The following is a 21,362-nucleotide window of genomic DNA, read 5'->3' on the forward strand; positions in this document are numbered from 1 at the left end:
ACCTTATTATGCGCACATATTCCACTTTTTATAATTGTTTTCACTAAACTGTTATGTACTTCCTCTTTTTTTTCATAATTTTGCGCTTTAATTTTTAGAGAAAACATTTAAAAACAGTATAGCTGTGGGAGAAACAAAGTATATTTTCGTCACCGGTGGCGTTGCCTCTTCATTAGGTAAAGGTATTATTTCGTCATCCATCGGTAAATTATTGCAAGCAAGAGGTTATAAAGTAACGATTCAAAAGTTCGACCCGTATATCAATATCGACCCGGGCACACTGAACCCTTATGAACACGGAGAATGCTACGTAACGGTAGACGGTCACGAAGCTGACCTTGACTTGGGACACTATGAACGCTTCCTGGGCATCCAGACTACCAAAGCTAACAACATTACAACCGGACGTATCTATAAGAGCGTTATCGACAAAGAGCGTCGCGGCGATTATCTGGGAAAGACCATTCAGGTGATCCCTCATATCACAGATGAAATCAAGCGTAACGTAAAGCTGTTGGGCAACAAATACAAGTTCGATTTTGTTATTACTGAAATCGGCGGTACGGTAGGTGACATCGAGTCTCTTCCGTATTTGGAGAGTATCCGCCAACTGAAATGGGAACTGGGTAAAGACGCGTTATGCGTACACCTTACTTATGTGCCCTACCTCGCCGCTGCCGGTGAATTGAAAACAAAACCCACCCAGCATTCCGTAAAAGAATTGCAAAGCGCCGGAATTCAGCCCGACGTGCTTGTGCTCCGTACGGAACACGAATTGAGCACTAATTTACGCAAGAAGGTAGCCCTTTTCTGTAACGTGGACGAAAATGCCGTTGTACAGAGCATTGATGCGCCGACCATCTATGAAGTGCCTATCTTGATGCAAGCTCAGGGATTGGATGAAACCATCTTGAAAAAAATGGGACTTCCTGTGGGCGACACTCCGGGACTGGGCCCCTGGCGCGCTTTCCTCGAACGTCGTCATAAGGCAGAAACAACAGAACCGGTACACATTGCGCTGGTGGGTAAATACGACTTGCAGGATGCTTACAAATCCATCCGCGAAGCCCTTTCACAAGCCGGAACATATAATGACCGCAAGGTATCCGTAGATTTTGTAAACAGCGAAAAGCTGACAGACGAAAATGTAGCGGAAGCATTAAAAGGCATGTCGGGTGTTCTCATCGGACCGGGCTTCGGCGAACGCGGCATCGCAGGTAAATTTGTAGCTATCAAATATGCGCGTACGCACGATATTCCGACATTCGGTATTTGCTTGGGCATGCAGTGCATCGCCATCGAATTCGCCCGCAATGTCTTGGGATACGCAGACGCCAATTCACGCGAAATGGACGAAAAGACGCCTCACAACGTTATCGACATCATGGAGGAACAAAAATCCATTACCAATATGGGAGGTACCATGCGCTTGGGCGCCTATGAGTGCGTATTGCAAGAAGGCAGCAAAGCATACGAAGCCTACGGAACAGAGCACATACAGGAGCGTCATCGCCACCGTTACGAGTTTAATTCCGCCTATAAAACGGAATATGAGGCGGCAGGCATGAAATGCGTAGGTATCAATCCGGAATCCGATTTAGTGGAAATCGTGGAAATTCCTGCATTGAAGTGGTTTGTGGGAACCCAGTTCCATCCGGAATACAGCAGTACAGTATTACACCCGCACCCGTTGTTCGTAGCCTTTGTGAAAGCTGCGATTGAAAATGAAAAGAAGTAATCATTACTAATTAATAATAGATAATTCATATTTGACTAAATGGATAAAAATACCATCACAGGCCTTGTCCTAATAGCCGTTTTGTTAGTCGGATTCAGTTTCCTAAGCCGTCCGAGCAAGGAGCAGCTGGCCGCACAGCAACGTTATTATGACTCCATAGCCCAAGTACAACAACGCGAAGCTGACCTGAAAGCAAAGGCGGAAGCCGCCCTGGCTAATGACAAAGAAGCTCAAACGGCAGATTCCACCGCCCTATTCTTTAATGCGCTTCAAGGAACCGACTCACAGGTTACAATACAAAACAACCTGGCGGAACTGACGGTAGCCACTAAAGGCGGACGTATTTCATCAGCTACGTTGAAAGAGTATATGGGACAGGACAAGAAGACTCCTGTTACTTTATTCAGCGGCGACGACGCTTCCATGAACTTCCTTTTCTACAACAAAAAGGAAACGATACAGACGGAAGATTACTACTTTACAGTGGTAAACCGTACGGACAGTACCGTAACCATGCGTTTGTCGGCAGATAGCGCCAGCTATATCGACTTTAATTATGCCATGCATAATGACACTTATCTGGTAGACTTTACGATTGACGCAACAGGCATGGCAAACAAACTGGCAAGTACCGACTATGTGGATATCGAGTGGTCGCAACGTGCACGCCAGATAGAAAAGGGGTATACGTACGAAAACCGTTTGTCGGAACTGACTTATAAAATTACCGGAGACGGAACCGACTATCTATCCGCCGGTAAGAATGATGAAAAAGAAGTCGCAGAACGTTTGGACTGGATTGCTTTCAAGAATCAGTTCTTCTCTTCTGTATTCCTGGCCGATGCAGACTTTGAAAAGACCAAGTTAAACTCAAAAATGGAAGCGCAGGGCAGCGGATATATCAAGGATTATTCCGCTGAAATGAGTACGGCTTTCGATCCGACGGGCAAAACTCCTACTCAACTGTTCTTCTACTTCGGTCCGAACCACTACAAAACACTGACTGCGCTCGATAAGGGACGTGAGGATAAGTGGGAACTCAACCGCTTGGTATACTTGGGCTGGCCGTTAATCCGCTGGATAAACAAATGGTTCACCATCAACATCTTCGACTGGTTATCCAGCTGGGGATTGAGCATGGGTATCGTTTTGTTGCTGATGACACTGATTGTAAAAGCAGTGGTATTCCCCGCAACCTGGAAAACGTATATTTCTTCTGCTAAAATGCGCGTCCTGAAACCTAAAATCGACGAAATCGGCAAGAAATATCCCAAGCAGGAAGATGCCATGAAGAAACAGCAGGAAGTAATGGGATTGTATAGCCAGTACGGTGTCAGCCCGATGGGCGGATGTTTGCCTATGCTGATTCAGTTCCCCATCTTAATGGCCTTGTTTATGTTCGTACCGAGTGCTATCGAGCTTCGCCAGCAAAGTTTCTTGTGGGCCGATGACTTGTCTACATACGACGCATTCATCAACTTCCCGTTCCATATTCCGTTCCTGGGCAGTCACCTCAGTTTATTCTGTTTGTTGATGACCGTAACAAATATTCTGAACACCAGGTTTATGATGCAGCAGCAGGATACCGGCGCCAATCCGCAAATGGCGGCTATGAAATGGATGTCATACCTGATGCCTGTTATGTTCCTGTTCATATTGAACGATTATCCTTCGGGACTGAACTATTACTACTTCATTTCCACGCTTATCAGCGTAGTGACTACGCTCATCATGCGTAAGATGACTAATGAGGAAGCTCTTCTTGCACAACTGGAAGCGAAGAAGAAAGACCCGAAGAAAATGAAGAAAACCGGCTTTGCCGCCCGTCTTGAAGCCATGCAAAAGCAGCAAGAACAGATGATGAAAGAAAAACAGAACAGGAAATAAAACTTCCGTTCAAGATATTTTTTCAGAAGGGAGCCGGACAATTCGCATTGCCCGGCTTTCTTTTCCTTTTTCAAGTACATCAAAAAGGGTTATCAAGTATATCAAATGATTTTTTCAAGTATATCAAAAAAACTTATTTATCGAATATGCAAACTAAGTACACCTACAAAGAAATTTGGCTTATAGCCTACCCTATCCTAATCAGTTTGCTCATGGAGCAGATGATCGGTATGACAGACACCGCCTTCCTGGGACGTGTAGGCGAAATAGAATTAGGAGCATCTGCCATTGCGGGTATCTTCTATATAGTAATGTTCATGGTGGCCTTCGGTTTCAGTATCGGAGCGCAAATTCTGATTGCACGGCGTAACGGTGAGCAGCAATATAAAGAAATAGGCAACTTGTTCTATCAAGGCATCTATTTTCAATTAGGAATGGCAGCGGTTATGTTTGTCGTCTGTTATAGCTTTGCTCCGGTGATATTGAAGCGGCTTGTCTCTTCCGAGCATATTTATGATGCGGCAATGAGTTATCTCAACTGGCGTGTCTTCGGTTTCTTCTTCTCCTTTACGGCGGTAATGTTCCGTGCGTTTTTCCTGGGAACGACACAAACCAAGACACTGACATTGAACTCAATCGTCATGGTATTGAGCAACGTCGTCTTCAACTATATCCTGATATTCGGCAAGTTCGGCTTCCCCGTCCTCGGCATTGCCGGAGCGGCCATCGGCTCGTCATTGGCGGAATTGGTTTCATTGGTATTCTTCATCATCTATACCCGCAACCGCATTGATATCCGCAAATATGGGTTGGACAAGATACCGGGCATCCGTTGGAACATACTCAAGCGTATGCTCAACGTTTCTTTTTGGACAATGGTACAGAATTTCCTGTCACTCTCTACTTGGTTCCTGCTGTTCCTCTACGTAGAACATTTGGGAGAACGTTCGCTGGCCATCACAAATATCATCCGTAACGTATCGGGAATCATGTTTATGGTGATGATGGCATTCGCGTCGACCTGCGGCTCATTGGTCAGCAACCTTATCGGAGCGGGAAACATCAGCTGCGTACCCGGAACAATACGGCAACATATACGTATCGCGTACGCTTTCGTATTGCCGTTTGCCGTATTTTTCGCCCTGTTCCCCAAATTGATATTGGGCGTGTATACGGATATGCCGGAATTGCAAGAGGCGGCTATCCCCTCGCTGTGGGTGCTTTGCTCCGCTTACTTGTTTCTCGTACCGGCCAATGTATATTTTCAGTCCGTATCGGGAACGGGTAACACACGTACCGCCTTGGCCTTGGAGCTGATAACGCTGGTAATTTACACCTGCTATATCACATACATTGTAGCCTATCTGAAGTTAGACGTGGCATTTGCATGGACATCGGAAATAGTTTATTCCGTAGGTATTTTAGTGCTTTGTTACTTCTATATGAAGAAAGGAAAATGGAGTCTGAAGAAAATTTAAATTAATTCCCTATCTTCGCTACCAAAATAAATCTTCAAACATATATGAAACAATCAAACCTATTATTTATGTCGGCAGCAATGATGTTGGCATCCTGCGGCGGAACCAAAGAAGCAGGACAAAACGGAGCGCTTATCGAGAGATCGGATATAAAAATCGAAGGTCAGCGTATGACGCCCGAAGCGCTTTGGGCAATGGGACGTATCGGCAGCGTAGCCGTATCGCCCGACGAGAAACAGATTGCTTATTCGGTAGCTTATTACAGCGTGCCGGAGAATAAGAGCAATAATGAATTGTTTGTTATGAATGCCGACGGCAGCAATAACAAGCAAATTACTCGTGACAATTGGCAGGAAAGCCAGCCTGCCTGGATTAAGGACGGCAAGAAAATCGCTTTCCTGTGCAATGAAAGCGGTAGCAGCCAAGTATGGGAAATGAATCCGGACGGTACGGAACGCAAACAACTCACTCAGTATGACGGAGATATCGAGGGATTTGCTTTCTCGCCCGATGGTAAGAAATTACTTTTCATCGCTCAAGTAAAGACCGTGCAGAGCACCGCCGACAAGCATCCCGATTTGCCCAAGGCAACCGGCATCATCGTTACCGATTTGATGTACAAACATTGGGATGAATGGGTAACGACCGCTCCGCATCCTTTCGTTGCCGAATTCGACGGCAATGGCATCAGTAATGTGAAAGACATCCTTGAAGGACTTCCCTATGAAAGTCCGATGAAGCCTTTCGGCGGCATCGAGCAACTGGCGTGGAGCCCCGCATCGGATAAAGTGGCTTTCACCTGCCGTATGAAAACGGGACTGGCATATGCTATTTCTACCGACTCGGATATCTATGAATACGACGTACAGAAAGGCGGCTTCGTCAACCTTTGTAAACAGGATGCGAAAGCTTCCGACGGTCAAACCGAAATGGCGGGCTACGACACCAATCCGCAATATTCTCCGGACGGCAAATACATCGCATGGCAGAGTATGGAGCGCGACGGCTATGAGGCAGACCTCAACCGCCTGTGTGTAATGGACCGTGCTACCGGAGAGAAACGTTTCGTCAGCCAAGGATTCCAATCCAATGTAGACGCTTTCTTGTGGAATAAAGACTCGCAAAGCATCTTCTTCCTGGGTGTATGGCAGGGCAGAACTCAAATCTACAACACCGGTTTGGAAGATGACAAACATATATACCAACTGACCAACGGCATGTACGACTATGCTTCGATGGCCTTATGCGGTAACAGTATGATTGCCAAACGCCACTCCATGTCCATGGGCGATGAAATCTTCTCCATCGGTCAGTTGGACAGCAAACCTTTCCCTGTCTGCATGTTCGGTACCGATACGTACAACAATGCCGATAGCAATACTCCGGTAGAGGAGATTTATCCCGTAACGCAACTCACCTTCGAGAACAAACAAATCTACGACCAACTGGAAATGGGTAAAGTAGAGGGACGCTGGATGAAAACCACTGACGGCAAGCAGATGTTGACCTGGGTTATCTATCCGCCGCACTTCGACCCGAACAAGAAGTATCCTACCCTGCTCTTCTGCGAAGGCGGTCCTCAAAGTCCTGTCAGCCAGTTCTGGAGTTATCGTTGGAATTTCCAGATTATGGCGGCCAACGATTATATCATCGTAGCTCCCAACCGTCGCGGTCTTCCGGGCTTCGGCGTAGAATGGAATGAGGCTATCAGCGGCGATTACGGCGGTCAGTGCATGAAGGATTATTTCACCGCCATTGATGAAATGGCGAAAGAGCCGTTTGTCGATAAAGACCGTTTGGGTTGTGTAGGCGCCAGCTTCGGCGGTTTCTCCGTTTACTGGCTTGCAGGACATCACGACAAACGTTTCAAAGCATTTATCGCCCATGACGGCATCTTCAATATGGAAATGCAATACCTGGAAACCGAAGAAAAATGGTTTGCCAACTGGGATATGGGCGGCGCATACTGGGAAAAGAACAATGCCACAGCCCAACGTACGTTTGCCAACTCCCCTCACCTCTTTGTAGACAAATGGGACACTCCTATTCTCTGTATCCACGGTGAAAAGGATTTCCGTATTCTCGCCAACCAAGCTATGGCCGCTTTTGATGCAGCCGTCATGCGCGGCGTGCCTGCCGAATTGCTTATCTATCCCGATGAAAACCATTGGGTACTGAAACCGCAAAACGGTATTCTGTGGCAGCGTACATTCTTTGAATGGCTGGATAAATGGCTGAAACCAGCTAAACAATAAAGAAAGCAGATAAAAAAGGATATGAAAAAAGGAAGTTAACATCGTTGGTACGATGATGTTAACTTCCTTTCTTTATGATATTAACTTGCTATAAATATTCTATTAACTTCCTATTTACCAATGCATCAATAGGATATTATTCTATTAATCACACCAGAATGCCCAATATCGGGAAGGTTGCTCCCTGCATAGCGAAGCAGATACCAAAGACGGCTGCACTCACAATCCAAAGAATAACCAAAGTCCATTTCAAGCCGGAAGCCATCGGCTGCCACTTAAATATCTGGCTGAATATTGCCCAAACAAGACTTACCAATGGAATGCCCACCAGCAAAACACCCGCAATGTACATTACAATAGCCGATAACGGAGAAGTAGGCAATATCACATCAAAAGTGGGGAACATCGAGATAAGCGCAGCTCCGCCACCAATAGCCACCATCACGGCCGCAAAAAGCAACGCGACAAATACTACCCCGAACACAAACAATAGCGGACTGCAAATAATGGCAAATATCACCAGGCAGATTTTGAAAAACCAACCGGCCACCATCACCAAAGCATCACCCAGCTTCTGCAAGAAAGTACGGGGTTTATCGGATTTCATGTAATCATTCACACCGTTGGCAACCTTTTCAAAACCATCGGTCACGGTCTTCCCTATATTTTCTACTGTAACGGCTTCGCCGCGCATACTCAGTTTCTCGGCGGCTGTACGCGCTTCGGGAATAACCAACCAACAAACGATATAAACCGGAATCAATGTTCCTACTCCACAAATCAATACAACCAGCAACAACAGACGGAGCAGAGTCACATCCCATCCCAAATACGCAGCCATACCGCTGATAACACCTCCCAGTAACTTATCATCCGGATTACGGTAAAGACGGCGGTGTATCGTAGTACGGGTTGCATTGCCAACCGACGGCTCACTATCGTTTTCCGCTTCCATATCTTCCGGTTTTCCCATACGGGCAATAACCTCTTCCACATCAGTAATGGTAATCACTTGCGAACCCGCAGTAAGTTTCTCCGCAAAGAGCTCGGAAATACGGCGCTCAATATCATCAATAATCTCGTCTGCACCGGCTTCCTTACGGAAATGTATCTTCAGATTACTTAAATAATTATCCAAAAGACGGTAGGCGTCTTCATCAATATGAAAAACAGTTCCGCCTAAGTTTACCGTTAATGTCTTTTTCATTGTTATATGTTTTTTATTTATTACTTTATTATCTAATATATATAATTGCCAACCGCTAATTATTCGCTATATGATTGACCGTATCACTTAATTCCCGCCAAGATACTTCCAGCTCACCTAAAAACAGCTCCCCTTTCTCTGTCAGCTTATAGTATTTGCGTGGCGGCCCTTGCGTGGACTCTATCCATTCGTAACTCAATAAATCATCATTCTTCAAACGGGTAAGTAACGGATACAGCGTTCCTTCCACCACAATCAACCGGGCTTCTTTCAGTTTTTGTATAATATCCGAAGCGTAAGCCGGTTCTTTATGGAGCAATAGCATGATGCAATATTCAAGCATGCCCTTACGCATTTGCGACTTTACATTATTAACATCCATAATCTATTCATTATTAATTTGCTTTATTAATTACAACAAAGATGCCCTACCGACATTCTTTGTATGGCACAAATATATGTATTATATTAGTACTATGTATTGCAAAGTACTTTATATTTATATTAATTAACAATAATCCCGGATTTTACCCCGCCAATACCTAAAGTTTATGCCTTTTATTCCTAAGGTTTGCAACACATATACCTCGACGCTAAGCTCTGATGCACCGGATTATAATTTCGGCCGATTAAGATACACCGTTTCATAAAGCATGCTATATTTGTATCCGATTAACAATATAAACGCCACAAATATGTTTACTATCAGAAAAGCGACAAGCGCCGATTGTGAATTGATTCACAAACTTGCCTGGCAGATATTTCCCGAAACCTACAAGGAAATACTTTCAAAGGAACAAACCGAATATATGATGGAATGGATGTACTCTTTGGAGAATATCCGTAAGCAAATGGAAGAAGAAGGACATGTGTACCTCATAGCCTACGAAGAGTGTGAAGCAGCAGGATATGTATCCGTACAACCGGAAGGCGACAACCTGTTTCATCTGCAAAAGATTTATGTACTCCCCTATTATCAAGGGGCGCACTGTGGAAGTTTCCTGTTTCGTGAAGCCATAAAATACATCAAGGAAGTGCATCCGGAACCATGTATGCTGGAATTAAACGTAAACCGTAATAATAAGGCAATACACTTTTATGAGCGTATGGGAATGAAGAAATTAAGAGAAGGAGATTTCCCGATAGGAAACGGGTATTATATGAATGATTATATAATGGGAAAGGAAATTTAAATTTAAGTTTAAATGAAGAATGAGAAATGAAAAATTCTTCATTCTTCATTTCTCATTCTTCATTTAACTGGGTTTTCATTTATTTTGCCACTCTCTCCAGCCACTTAACCATTGAGAGCATTACAATCATAGAAGCGCCCGTCGCACCTACAAAGACTAACCAACAAGCCCAGATTGGAACGGTAGTATAAAGAATACCGCCAATGAAAAGCAACGAGTTACCTACTGCGGTCGCAGCCAACCAACAGCCCTGCATCAAACCTTGCAAATGAGGAGGAGCCACCTTCGATACGAAAGACAATCCCAGCGGCGAGATAAACAATTCGGCAACCGTAAGGATGAAGTACAAACCGATCATAATCCACGGAGTTACACGGATGGCATTAATTTCAGCCGCACTCATTGTACTCAGCGCATCTTTGGCGGGCAGCGTGAACGAGAATACCATAAGGAAAATATAAGCCAATGCCGCGATACCCATACCGATGGCAATCTTCATCGGTGTGGAAGGTTCTTTCTCCTTCTTCTTCAGCGCGCCGAAGAACCACATGATAAACGGAGTAAGGAATACCACAAAGAACGGATTTACACACTGGAATATTTCAGCACCCTTGATACGGGTAAAGCCGAGGTCGATATCGATTACGCTCAAGTCTACATAGTCGCGCGCAAAGTAAGTCAGCGAATAACCATTTTGGTGGAACGACAACCAAAAGAAAATCACTACACCGAATACAGCGAACAAAGCGTAAATACGCTGTTTGATTTCAGCCGCACTCATCTTGATTTCTTCCTTGCTTACAGTAGCGTTCTGCTCTTTGGCAGCTACCACTTTCTTTGCAGGATCGGGGAAACGGTTCTTATTGGCCAAATAGATTACCAATGAAATCAACATGGCAACAATGGCAGCCATGAAAGCATATTGGAAACCACGGTTAAACACATCCAGGTAGTTGTTGACAAATACACCCATATCAGCCACGTGGCTGCCGTCGAGCGTAACCTTATCGGCCAACGATGCAAGATTCTCCATTGCCTGAGGAGCCATTTTATCACCTTCTTTAAGGAATTGGTGACAAAGTTCGGGTAAAGTGGCATCATAATCGAAGTTATTAACCTTCAACCACCAGTTACGTACACCGATAGCAATCCACGGAGCAAAGAAACCGCCGATATTGATAAACATATAGAAAATTTGGAAACCGGAGTCACGCAGACTCGAGTATTTTGGATCATCGTACATCTGACCTACCAATGCCTGAAGATTACCTTTGAACAAACCGTTACCGAAAGCGATAACCAAAAGTCCGAGACAAGTCAATCCCAGGTAAAGTCCCATGCTGGGAACCGGCGTAGGAGTAGGAATGGCAATAATCAAATAGCCGACAGCCATCATCACCAAACCGGCAAGAATAGTACCTTTAAAGTTTTTAGTCTTGTCAGCTATGATACCGCCTGCCAATGCCAGAATATAGATGGATGCATAGAATGCGGAATAGATATATCCGGTAGTCGTTTCAGACAGCCCGAACTTGGCCGAGATAAACAGTGTAAGGATTGCCATCATGATATAGAAGCCGAAACGTTCTCCCATATTAGCCAAAGCGGCAGCAATCAAACCATTAGGGTGTTTGCTAAACATAAAAATAAGTTTTTGTAAATTAGTAATTAGTATTAGTTTATTTATATTTTTTGCAAATATATACTTTTCATCGAGATTTTCGATAAGAAAACAGAATATCTCTTGTCCGAACCAAGCTTTTACGGTTCAAAAAGAGTGCAAACCTCGGCGCGTACTTCCTTTATCAAATCTTTCGGAGCCAGTTTAAGCTGTAGTCCGCGTTGCCCGGCACTGATATAAATATAGGAGAATTGCAGGCATGTCTCGTGAATATAAGTGGGAAAAGGCTTTTTCATACCGATAGGCGAGCAGCCGCCGCGAATATATCCTGTCAGCGAAAGCAGTTCCTTCATGGGGATAAGGTCGCACTTCTTGTTTCCGGAAACCTTGGCCGCCAATTTCAAGTCGACTTCATGCTCTCCGGGAATGACGCACACGAAATAACCGGTCTTGTCACCATGCAATATCAATGTTTTAAAGACTTGTTCTATATCCTCTCCCAGGCTGGCGGCAACGTGTATGGCACTCAAATCTTTTTCATCCACTTCGTACGGGATGAGTTCATAGGCAATCTTCGCCTTATCGAGCAGCCGTGCTGCATTCGTTTTATTAATTTTGGGTTCTTTCATCACAAGATAATCATTTTTCATCACAGGATAATTGTCTTTCGCCGTAGGATATTCAAAGATGAAGTTCTTCTTTCAGAAACTTCGGAGTATATCCTTTTGTACTCTTCGCCACTTCTTCGGGTGTGCCGCAAGAGAGAAGCTCTCCCCCGCCCTTACCGCCTTCGGGGCCCATATCGATAATATAGTCCGCCATTTTGATAACGTCGAGATTATGCTCGATAACAATAACCGTATTACCCTTATCAACTAATTTATTCAATACATTCATCAAAACGCGAATATCTTCAAAATGCAGTCCGGTAGTGGGTTCGTCAAGAATATAGAGCGTCTTGCCCGTATCCCGCTTGGAAAGTTCGGTAGCCAATTTCACACGCTGGCTCTCACCACCGGAAAGCGTGGTGGAAGATTGCCCCAACTTGATATACCCCAAGCCGACCTCTTGAATTACTTTAATCTTATTCAATATCTGAGGCACGTTCTCGAAGAATTCCACCGCGCGGTTTATCGTCATATCCAGCACATCGGCAATGGACTTCCCTTTAAAGCGCACTTCCAACGTTTCGCGGTTGTAACGCTTGCCATGGCAAACCTCACAAGGGACGTAGACATCGGGCAGGAAGTTCATTTCAATGGTTTTGTAACCATTACCCTGACAGGCTTCACAACGTCCGCCACTGACATTGAACGAAAAACGTCCCGCTTTGTAACCGCGGATTTTAGCCTCAGGCAAGCCTACAAACAAGTTACGGATATCGGAGAAGACTCCCGTATAGGTGGCAGGATTGGAACGAGGGGTTCGTCCCAACGGCGACTGGTCTACATTCACCACCTTATCTATATACTCCAGTCCTTCGATACTGCCGTATTCCAAAGGGTCTTGAAGGGAACGGTAAAACTTCTGTGAAAGAATAGGCTGAAGCGTTTCATTAATCAACGTAGACTTTCCGCTACCCGACACACCTGTAACGCAAATCAGCTTGCCAAGCGGAAACTCCACATCCACATTCTTCAGATTATTACCCTTTGCGCCACGCAGCCAAAGACTATGACCGTTGCCCTTCCGCCGTTCGGCAGGAATTTCGATGGCACGCTCACCGTTCAAATATTGGGAAGTCAGCGTATGCGTCTGCAACATCTTCTGCGGAGTACCGGCGAATACTACTTCACCACCCAATCTGCCCGCTTTTGGGCCCATATCGATGACATAATCGGCTGCGAGCATCATGTCTTTATCATGTTCCACCACGATAACGGAATTACCCATGTCGCGCAGTTCTTTCAGCGAATGGATAAGCCGCTGGTTATCCCGCTGGTGCAATCCGATGCTCGGCTCGTCCAGGATGTAGAGCACATTTACCAACTGCGAACCTATCTGCGTAGCCAGTCGGATGCGCTGGCTTTCACCACCGGAAAGGCTGACAGCGCTGCGGTCTAACGACAAATAGTCCAATCCCACATCCAGCAAGAACTTCAGACGGGTGCGGATTTCTTTCAGAATTTCCACGGCAATCTGTTGCTGCTTATTGCTAAGATACCGGTCTACATTCATCAGCCAGTCATACAACTCGTTGATATCCATTGTAGAGAGTTCGTAAATATTTTTATCATGAATGCGGAATGACAAGGCTTCCTTGTTCAACTTCGCCCCATGGCACTCGGGACAGACGGCCGTCTTGGCAAATTGCTCCGCCCACTTCTGTGCCGTGGCAGACGCATCCTTTTCCTGTAACATCTGGATGTATTTCACTACTCCCTCAAAAGTTACAAAGTAGTCGGAAGATGTACCGATAAGCGAGCTCTTTATCTTTATACGCTCGTCCGAACCGTACAATATCTCCTCGATGGCATCGTCCGGAAGCTCCTTAACAGGGGTTTTCAGCGTGGCTTCGTATTTCTCCAACAATGCGGTGATCTGCCAGAATATCATGCTGTTCTTGGATTTTCCCAAAGGTATGATGGCTCCCTCTCCGATAGACAGTTCGCGGTCGGGGATAATCTTGTCTATATCAATCTGGCTCACCACACCCAGCCCTTTACACTTCGGGCAAGCCCCTTGCGGAGAGTTGAAAGAGAAATTGTGGGGAGCAGGTTCGCGATAGGACAATCCGGTCACAGGACACATCAAACGTTTGCTGTAATGACGTACGCTCTCACTTTGGGCATCAAGAATCATCAGCAACCCGTCACCCTGGCGCATGGCGGTGGCAACGCTGTTCTTCAAGCGGGTATCATCCTTATCCGCTACCACCAGTTTGTCAACGACCACCTCGACATCATGGTTCTTGTAGCGGTCCAGTTTCATGCCGGGCAACGCTTCGCGCACTTCACCGTCCACGCGGACGTAAAGATAGCCTTTTTTGCGAATTTGCTCGAACAACTCCTTATAATGTCCCTTACGGCTACGTACCAGCGGAGCAAGAATGTAAATGCGTTTCCCTTTGTAATCATTCAGAATAAGCTCAAGAATCTGCTCTTCGGTATATTTCACCATTTTTTCACCGGAAAGATAAGAATAAGCTTCACCGGCGCGGGCATACAACAGACGAAGATAATCGTATATCTCCGTTGTCGTACCTACGGTAGAACGTGGGTTTTTATTGGTTGTCTTTTGCTCAATGGAAATCACCGGACTCAATCCTGTAATCTTATCTACATCGGGACGTTCCAAATTGCCCAAGAAGTTACGGGCATAAGCGGAAAATGTTTCAATATAACGGCGCTGGCCTTCGGCGAATATCGTATCGAACGCGAGAGATGACTTGCCGCTTCCGCTCAATCCTGTAATCACCGTCAGACTGTTACGGGGGATTTCCGCATCGATATCTTTCAAATTATGTACACGCGCTCCGTATACATTGATATATTCTGTTTCTTCTTGCATACTTTAATTAATGAATTTGTGCAAAAATAACGGTTTCCGACCGAATATCAGCCGAAAAGAAGTATTTTTCAGTTTTGAAATGCACAATATTATTTCTTAACTCAATCCTTTGGTTAAAATAGGACAATATTGTTAACTTTGCGGCTACTTTGGGAAATTGTAAACATAAACCAACGATTACTGAATGAAAACAATCAACCGTATTTTATGCTCCCTACTGCTTGCCGGCGCATGTGGCCTCGGAGTAAATGCACAAGAAAACCAGTCATATTTTCTGCATACAATAGAGAAAGGCCAAAGCTTATATTCCATTGCCAGTATGTACAACATCAGCCAGGCGGATATAGTAAAACTGAATCCCGGCAGCGATGACAAGATATATGTGGGACGCGCTCTACGCATTCCACGCACGGACGCCAATACGCAAAAAGAAACCTTTCACACCATAGCGCCCGGTGAGACCCTTTACCGCCTGACCGTGAAATATAACGTATCCGCCAAAGCAATATGCGACGCCAACCCCGGACTGAGCGCCGAGAACTTCCGCATCGGACAGGTAATCCAAATTCCCTCTGCTACGGACGAGACAACCGTCACCGCAACCACACCGGAACTATCCGGTATATCTACGGGCAATTCGTCCGTTCAAGCTCCGGTACAGTCGCGTTGCCGCGATATGCATAAGGTAAAACGTAAAGAAACGGTATTCAGCATCAGCCGCGAATACGGCATTACAGAGGCCGAACTCATTGCCGCCAATCCAGAGTTACGGGGGGAGAATAAAATAAAGAAAGGCTCATTCCTTTGCATTCCCTACCCCTCTGCCCAAACTCAGCAAAGCACACATCCCCAAACCGTGCCGAGCGACAGCGAACTATTCAGTGAAAACAAAAAGAGTAACGAGCGCATCAATGTCATCAAGGCGGCCGTTATCCTTCCCTTCCTATCCGATGGAGCAAGTAAAAGCGAATCTGCAAAAATGGTGGAATACTACGAAGGTTTCCTCATGGCGGTAGACAGCTTGAAACGTACAGGAACTTCCATAGACCTTTATACTTACACTACCGGTTCCGCCACATCATCTCTGAACTCCATACTGGGCAAAAGCGAAATGAGGGATATGGATATTATTTTCGGTCCGTTGCACCAGCAACACATCAAGCCGCTGGCCGATTTTGCCGACAAGCATGACATACGTCTGGTCATACCGTTTACATCGAAAGATAACACCGTATTCCGCAATCCGTCGGTGTACCAAATCAACACTCCCCAATCCTATCTCTATTCGGAAGTGTACGACCACTTTGTCCGCCAATTCCCCAACGCCAATGTAATCTTCATCGAAGCCAGCCAAGACACAAGAGACAAGGCGGACTTCATTAAAGGATTGAAAGAGGAACTGCGTAACCGTTCCATACCGACAAAATCGTTGAAAGAAGATGCCACCGTAGAGTCATTGAAAGCCGTACTGCGTAACGACCGCGAAAATATCTTCATCCCGACTTCCGGAAACAACATCACCCTGATTAAGATACTTCCGCAATTGACGTTATTGGTACGCGAAAAGCCAGACAGCCGTATACACTTGTTCGGTTATCCGGAATGGCAGACTTATACAAAAGACCATCTTGAGGCCTTCTTTGAACTCGATACATATTTCTATTCATCTTTCTATACGAACAACTTGCTTCCGGCGGCCATTAACTTCACCAAGAGTTACCGTAAGTGGTATGGAAAAGACATGGATGAACGTTATCCCAAATTCGGAATGTTAGGTTTCGATACAGGCTATTTCTTCCTCAAAGGACTGTCTCGATACGGTTCAGGTTTTGAAAAGAACCTGAACGAAATGAACCTCGTTCCTATTCAGACAGGATTCAAGTTCCAGCGTGTCAATAACTGGGGCGGATTTATCAACCGGAAAGTATTCTTTGTGCATTTCACCAAAAATTTTGAGCTGATAAAGCTTGATTTTGATTAAAGACGACTGACAGCCATTTGGCGTTATAGCAATTCGCAATTGAAGAAAATGAAACTAAAAACAATCATAGGAACAGCTCTTTTAGCAGGTACATGCGCTTTGCCGGCAAGCGCGCAGATAGGCGAACAACGCCATAACCTTTCTGTGGGTATCAACGGCGGTATCAACCTGAACAGCGTAAGCTTCTCTCCCAGAGTTCGCCAAAGCAATCTGATGGGTATCAACGGCGGACTGACAGCCCGTTATATTTCCGAAAAGTATTTCAGTATGATATGCGGTGCACAAATTGAACTTAACTTCTCCCAACATGGTTGGGATGAATTTTATCAGGACTATCCCGAATTACAATATACGCGAAAGATGAACTATATAGAGATTCCTTTCCTTGCGCACCTGGCGTTCGGAAAAGAAAGAGGCCTGCAATTCTTTGTACATGCCGGTCCGCAGATAGGTTTCTTTCTCGGAGACAGTTATACAATAAGCGGTGACTGGGACAATTATACGGGAATAACCGTTGAGCAGCATGATAAAGCCGTCGACAATAAGTTCGACTATGGTATTACGGGTGGAGCCGGTGTAGAGCTACGTACTAAAGCAGGCAACTTTCTGGTAGAAGGCAGGTATTATTATGCCTTGTCCGACTTTTACAGCAGTACTAAGAAAGACTATTTCTCCCGCTCGGCACATGGAGTTATCACGGCTAAAATCACCTATTTATTCGATTTAAGAAAATAACGATACAAGTCCGATAAATAAACAAGCGGGGCACATGTCGAAGTAACATATGCCCCGCTTGTTATTATTTAAATATCCTTTTCTTATCGAAACCGATTTATTATCTCAATCTATCCGCAGCTTTCACCATCAGTTCGTCACGATAGATGGCACGAAAAGCCAAATAATTCAGTATGATACATACAGCAGGCAGACATAAAGCCCAACCTAACTGAAAACTCATCGCATTCAAATCACCTTTCAAAATAAACATGAATACAAAGAAAGCAATGTAATAACCTATCAGTAAAAGACTGCCGAATATCGTCATACGAACTTGCAGCATACGGTTACGGAACAGGAATATAGTACATAGCGCAATAATTGCACTCAGTAAAAGAATACCGAACAAACCCCATGTAGACTGAAAACTTCCGTCAGCCAAAGTTACACCCAACGGCTTGAAAACATGAGTCGCTATTCCATCCGAACCTATGAACTGTCCTACCGGCAAGCAGATGGCCACAACCAGCAGAATAGTCACTAATAATAAATAAACGGATTGAATACGCTGTATCATTACTGCAATTTTTCTTTTTCCTTAGAAGGATTACGATAATATACCTTGCCTTCAAGATATTCCTGAGTGGCAATCAATGTCGGTTTCGGCAATTTCTCATAGTAACGGGAAATCTCAATCTGTTCGCGATTCTCGAATACTTCTTCAAGATTATCATTGTAAGAAGCGAACTCTGCCAACTTCTTAGAAAGATCATTCTTGATTTCAACACTGATCTGATTGGCACGCTTACCAATGATCGCTACTGTTTCGTATACATTACCGGTATCCTCACACAACTCCATCATATCACGGGTCACCGTAGTAACAGGAGCATTTGTCTTTCTGTAATCCATAAATTTCTATCTAAATTAATTTTATTCTATAACAATAATAACCTCTCTTTTATCAATCTTTCAAAATCTTCTGCGCCTCCTTAAAAATGCGATCGGCGTCTTTCATGTATTTGCTTTCCGGAAATTCATTCTTAAAAGCGTAATATTCATCTACCGTCTCACGATAACGTTCGGCTCTCTTATCCTCCACACTATACACCGCCATTTCATATTTGGCACGCAAGATAAGGATAGACAAATCTTCACGCATATTGGTATAAGGATAATCCTTCAATGCGTTCTGTGCAGTAATAACGCAAGACTCGTAGTTATTTCCCAAATAATTTCCCAAATTATAATAGAGCTTGGCAGAAAGATATTCTTTCATAACCAACTTATCCTGCAAAGTAAATATCATACTTTGAGCTTCATCTTTCTTCGCGCTGTTAGGGAAATATTCAAGAAACATTTGTAACTGCTGAATCGCGCTATATGTACCGGATTGGTCCAAACGGGGTTCCGGAGTATCCAAATATAACGCCTTTCCCGCATGGAAACGTGCCAGTTCAGTAAACGTACCACGCGGGTACACATTATAATATTGGGTAAATGTCTGCGCGGCGGTCTGATAATCTTTCTGGTTATAATAGCTCATACCCAGCATATAAAGTGATTCTTCCGCTTTATCAGTACCTTTAAGAATAGCAATCAACTCATTCAGCAAAGTCGCAGCACGATTATACTGGCCTTTCGCGAAGTAATTCTTTGCCGCTTCATACTTGTATTCGTAGTCTGTGCTTTTCAGCAACTTGTTGTATTCTCCGCATGAGGAGAGCAGCAGTGCTGCAAGCAAAGTTATAAGGATGTTCTTCTTCATTACTCTTATTCAAATAATGTGCAAAGATAGAGGTTCGCATCGAATTAAACAACGATACGCACCTTAATTTTTCAAAAACAAAGACTAAGGGCGCAAGATAATCGATGGATAGGGAGGAAAAAAGATAATAGAGTGGCAGAAGGGTAAAGTGGTACAAGATAATAAGATGACAGAGCAACAGAGTGATGAAGTACTGAGACTATACCCTATCACTCTGTTGTTTTTCATCCTTTTTACAGTTTATATAAGTCGCTTGCAGCGAGTAAATCCACCTTTTTCTCCGTCAATACCCGGATACAGTTTTCCATATCATTGGGACGGATAATAACGTTAGCGGTCTGTCCGTTGGCAAAGGAGTACATATATTCAATAAATACGCCTTCATCAGACAGGCAACGGAGCACTTTTGCCAATGACCCCGGAATATTGGGACAACTGATACCCACCACATCAGTTACGTTCACGGCAAAATGATTATCCTTTAAGGCCTTATATGCTTTATCCGGTTCGGAGACAATACCGCGAAGAATACCAAAATCGGCATTCTCGGCTATACAGAGAGCAGAAAGATTAACACCTTCTTTGGCAAGAACTTCCGTCACCTCCGTAAGACGACCGGACTTATTTTCCAAAAAAATAGAAAGTTGTTTTGCTACCATAAGTTTTACTATTTGACGATTTACAATTTACGATTATCAATTACGCGTTTCGCTTTGCCTACACTGCGCTCAATGCTGCGAGGCTCTACCAGACGGACATCTACGCCCAAGCCCAATACGCTTTGCAAACGCGCGGTAAGCTTCTTCTTCAAAGCCAGCATCTTATTAATCTCATCGGAGTAATATTCCGGACGGACTTCTACTTGCAGTTCCATGGTATCCGTATTATTCTTACGGTCGACAAGCAGCAGATAATGCGGCTCGAATTCAGGCATTTCGAGAATAACGGATTCAATCTGTGTGGGGAATACATTCACGCCGCGTATAATGAGCATATCGTCACTACGTCCGAGAATACGGTCCATACGCACCAATGTACGTCCGCAAGAACATTTGTCATAGTGCAAAGCCGTAAGGTCTTTAGTGCGATAACGCAGCAACGGCATGCCTTCTTTAGTAAGGTGAGTAAATACCAGCTCTCCCGTTTCACCCGGTGCAACAGGTTCAAGTGTTTTCGGGTCTACTATCTCCGGAAAATAATGATCTTCGTTAAGATGCGTACCATTCTGGCATTCACATTCATACCCTACACCCGGACCCGCTATTTCACTCAATCCATAAATGTCATAAGCCTTTATTCCCAATTTCGTTTCAATATCGCGACGCATATTCTCCGTCCACGGCTCTGCACCGAATGCACCGACTTTCAGTTTGAACTCCTCACGCGGAAAACCCGAATCCTTAATGGCGTCCGCCAGATACAACGCATAAGAAGGCGTACAACAGAGTACTGTCGAACCGAAATCATGCATCAATGTAATTTGCTTTTCCGTATTACCGCTGGACATCGGAATAACAGAAGCACCGATATTCTCGGCGCCTGCGTGCGCCCCCAATCCGCCGGTAAACAACCCGTATCCGTAAGATACTTGAAAAATATCCGAACTGCCTGCGCCATACGCCGTAAAAGCGCGTGACAGGCATTCCGACCAAGCCGAAAGGTCCTTGCGCGTATATCCCACTACGGTAGGTTTTCCGGTTGTACCGGAAGACGCGTGGATACGAACAATCTGGCTCATAGGAACAGCACAAAGTCCGAAAGGGTAATTGTCCCGCAAATCATATTTTGTAGTAAAAGGAAGCTTTACAATGTCGTCGATGCTGTTGATGTCATCGGGAGTAATTCCCAGTTCCTGCATTTTCTTGCGATAGAAAGGAGTGTCATGATATACGCGCTCCACCGTTTTTTTAAGACGAATGCTCTGAATTTTACGAAGGCTTTCGCGATCCATGCATTCGATACTTTCGTTCCAAATCATGTTTTTGTTGTATTACATTAATGGTTATT

At 44.6% G+C, this 21,362-nt stretch carries 17 protein-coding genes; 7 read left to right on the plus strand and 10 right to left on the minus strand.

The genetic code is table 11. From position 1 onward, the window contains the following. Positions 1-124 precede the first annotated feature (124 nt). The 4 genes from I2F54_RS04900 (at position 125) to I2F54_RS04915 (ending at position 7,358) form a co-directional block, all read left to right on the plus strand. Positions 125-1,738: a CTP synthase gene (locus I2F54_RS04900; RefSeq protein ID WP_009121043.1), complete on the plus strand. Its 1,614-nt coding sequence runs from the start codon at positions 125-127 to the stop codon at positions 1,736-1,738. A 39-nt stretch (positions 1,739-1,777) separates the two neighbouring features. Further along, the gene (gene yidC, locus I2F54_RS04905) at positions 1,778-3,625 is read left to right on the plus strand and encodes a membrane protein insertase YidC (RefSeq protein WP_009121044.1); all 1,848 of its coding nucleotides are present in this window, start codon (positions 1,778-1,780) and stop codon (positions 3,623-3,625) included. Between the two features lie 146 nt (positions 3,626-3,771). Beyond that, positions 3,772-5,103: an MATE family efflux transporter gene (locus I2F54_RS04910; protein WP_087426030.1), complete on the plus strand. Its 1,332-nt coding sequence runs from the start codon at positions 3,772-3,774 to the stop codon at positions 5,101-5,103. A 44-nt stretch (positions 5,104-5,147) separates the two neighbouring features. Beyond that, positions 5,148-7,358 (plus strand): dipeptidyl-peptidase 5, encoded by a 2,211-nt coding sequence (locus I2F54_RS04915; RefSeq protein ID WP_229097133.1) that lies wholly within the window; start codon positions 5,148-5,150, stop codon positions 7,356-7,358. 148 nt (positions 7,359-7,506) lie between these two features. Here I2F54_RS04915 and I2F54_RS04920 read toward each other — a convergent pair whose 3' ends face one another. Beyond that, a complete protein-coding gene (locus I2F54_RS04920; RefSeq protein WP_195500630.1) occupies positions 7,507-8,565 on the minus strand; it encodes a PspC domain-containing protein in 1,059 nt (352 codons plus the stop codon). Between the two features lie 55 nt (positions 8,566-8,620). Next, a complete protein-coding gene (locus I2F54_RS04925) occupies positions 8,621-8,947 on the minus strand; it encodes a PadR family transcriptional regulator (protein WP_009121048.1) in 327 nt (108 codons plus the stop codon). Positions 8,948-9,260: 313 nt separating this feature from the next. Here I2F54_RS04925 and I2F54_RS04930 point away from each other — a divergent pair, with 313 nt between their 5' ends. After that, positions 9,261-9,758 (plus strand): GNAT family N-acetyltransferase, encoded by a 498-nt coding sequence (locus I2F54_RS04930; protein WP_022218814.1) that lies wholly within the window; start codon positions 9,261-9,263, stop codon positions 9,756-9,758. A 79-nt stretch (positions 9,759-9,837) separates the two neighbouring features. Here the strand turns inward: I2F54_RS04930 and I2F54_RS04935 are convergent, their stop codons facing one another. From I2F54_RS04935 to uvrA, 3 genes are all read right to left on the minus strand, one after another. Continuing rightward, the gene (locus I2F54_RS04935; protein WP_118047759.1) at positions 9,838-11,400 is read right to left on the minus strand and encodes a peptide MFS transporter; all 1,563 of its coding nucleotides are present in this window, start codon (positions 11,398-11,400) and stop codon (positions 9,838-9,840) included. Positions 11,401-11,519: 119 nt separating this feature from the next. Continuing rightward, positions 11,520-12,008 (minus strand): Cys-tRNA(Pro) deacylase, encoded by a 489-nt coding sequence (ybaK, locus tag I2F54_RS04940; protein WP_195500631.1) that lies wholly within the window; start codon positions 12,006-12,008, stop codon positions 11,520-11,522. 52 nt (positions 12,009-12,060) lie between these two features. Beyond that, positions 12,061-14,889, minus strand: a complete 2,829-nt coding sequence (uvrA, locus tag I2F54_RS04945) for an excinuclease ABC subunit UvrA (protein ID WP_195500632.1) — start codon at positions 14,887-14,889, stop codon at positions 12,061-12,063. A 184-nt stretch (positions 14,890-15,073) separates the two neighbouring features. Here uvrA and I2F54_RS04950 point away from each other — a divergent pair, with 184 nt between their 5' ends. Both I2F54_RS04950 and I2F54_RS04955 read left to right on the plus strand, forming a co-directional pair. Continuing rightward, on the plus strand, positions 15,074-16,870 hold the full coding sequence (locus tag I2F54_RS04950) for a muramidase family protein (RefSeq protein ID WP_195500633.1): 1,797 nt from the start codon (positions 15,074-15,076) through the stop codon (positions 16,868-16,870). Between the two features lie 48 nt (positions 16,871-16,918). After that, positions 16,919-17,605, plus strand: coding sequence for a porin family protein (locus tag I2F54_RS04955; protein ID WP_087411886.1), 687 nt, complete (start codon positions 16,919-16,921; stop codon positions 17,603-17,605). A gap of 100 nt (positions 17,606-17,705) precedes the next feature. Here the strand turns inward: I2F54_RS04955 and I2F54_RS04960 are convergent, their stop codons facing one another. From I2F54_RS04960 to I2F54_RS04980, 5 genes are all read right to left on the minus strand, one after another. Further along, the gene (locus I2F54_RS04960) at positions 17,706-18,164 is read right to left on the minus strand and encodes a DUF4293 domain-containing protein (RefSeq protein ID WP_009121056.1); all 459 of its coding nucleotides are present in this window, start codon (positions 18,162-18,164) and stop codon (positions 17,706-17,708) included. Then, entirely contained in the window at positions 18,164-18,499 is a 336-nt protein-coding gene (locus I2F54_RS04965) for a DNA-directed RNA polymerase subunit omega (protein ID WP_009121057.1), read from the minus strand. The genes I2F54_RS04960 and I2F54_RS04965 overlap by 1 nt, the downstream gene beginning before the upstream one ends. A 52-nt stretch (positions 18,500-18,551) precedes the next feature. After that, on the minus strand, positions 18,552-19,355 hold the full coding sequence (locus tag I2F54_RS04970; RefSeq protein WP_009121058.1) for an outer membrane protein assembly factor BamD: 804 nt from the start codon (positions 19,353-19,355) through the stop codon (positions 18,552-18,554). Positions 19,356-19,588: 233 nt separating this feature from the next. Beyond that, entirely contained in the window at positions 19,589-20,014 is a 426-nt protein-coding gene (locus tag I2F54_RS04975; protein ID WP_004290856.1) for a hypothetical protein, read from the minus strand. A 20-nt stretch (positions 20,015-20,034) separates the two neighbouring features. Beyond that, a complete protein-coding gene (locus I2F54_RS04980; protein WP_009121059.1) occupies positions 20,035-21,333 on the minus strand; it encodes a phenylacetate--CoA ligase family protein in 1,299 nt (432 codons plus the stop codon). Positions 21,334-21,362: the final 29 nt, after the last annotated feature.

The organism is Bacteroides clarus (assembly GCF_015555825.1).
GTDB classification, from domain to species: Bacteria; Bacteroidota; Bacteroidia; order Bacteroidales; family Bacteroidaceae; genus Bacteroides; species Bacteroides clarus.